1 protein-coding gene is annotated in these 1,151 nt (G+C 40.8%); it reads right to left on the reverse strand.

The annotated features are described in order from the left end of the window. Positions 1 to 21: 21 nt before the first annotated feature. Positions 22 to 1,151 (reverse strand): elongation factor Tu (gene tuf, locus GB932_RS22110; RefSeq protein WP_156758931.1); only part of this gene is annotated, 1,130 nt, incomplete at its 5' end.

Below are 1,151 nucleotides of genomic sequence, written 5' to 3' on the forward strand. Positions count from 1 at the left end.
TTATATTGTTTTAGATGTGGATTAGTCGATGATTTCAGTTACCTGACCTGCACCTACTGTTCTACCACCTTCTCTGATCGCGAATCTAAGACCCTCGTTAAGAGCGATTGGCTGAAGTAATTCAACAGTGATTGTTAAGTTATCACCAGGCATTACCATTTCTACACCTTCTGGTAAGAAGATCTCACCTGTAACGTCAGTAGTTCTTACGTAGAACTGAGGACGGTACTTGTTGTGGAATGGAGTGTGACGTCCACCTTCTTCTTTAGAAAGGATATAAACCTCAGCTTTGAATTTTTTGTGTGGCTTAACTGAATCTTTCTTAGCGATAACCATACCTCTCTTGATGTCAGTTTTTTCAATACCTCTCAACAATAGACCTACGTTATCACCAGCTTCACCTCTGTCTAGGATTTTTCTGAACATCTCAACCCCTGTAATAGTAGAAGTTAATTTTTCATCACCCATACCTACGATATCAACTGGATCACCAGTGTTGATAACACCAGCCTCGATTCTACCAGTTGCTACAGTACCTCTACCTGTAATAGAGAATACGTCTTCGATTGGCATTAAGAATGCTTTATCTTGATCTCTAACAGGCTGCTCAATCCATGTATCAACTGCTTCCATTAATTCTTCAACAGTCTTAACCCACTTCTCGTCTCCGTTAAGAGCACCAAGAGCAGATCCTTGGATCACTGGAGAGTTATCTCCGTCATATTCGTAAGTAGATAATAAATCTCTAAGTTCAAGTTCAACAAGCTCTAAAAGCTCAGCATCATCCACCATATCAACTTTGTTCATGAAAACAACGATTCTTGGTACATTTACCTGACGGCAAAGTAGGATGTGCTCTCTAGTTTGAGGCATTGGCCCATCAGTTGCAGCACATACTAAGATCGCTCCATCCATCTGAGCAGCACCAGTTACCATGTTCTTAACATAGTCGGCGTGACCTGGACAGTCAACGTGTGCATAGTGTCTGTTTTCAGTTTCGTACTCGATGTGAGCTGTATTAATAGTGATACCTCTTTCTTTTTCTTCTGGAGCAGAGTCAATAGCAGAGAAGTCTTTTTTCTCAGCAAGACCTTTGTTAGCTAATACACTACTGATAGCTGCAGTAAGTGTAGTTTTACCATGGTCAACGT

The organism is Microbacterium karelineae (assembly GCF_009745985.1).
GTDB classification, from domain to species: Bacteria; Actinomycetota; Actinomycetes; order Actinomycetales; family Microbacteriaceae; genus Microbacterium; species Microbacterium karelineae.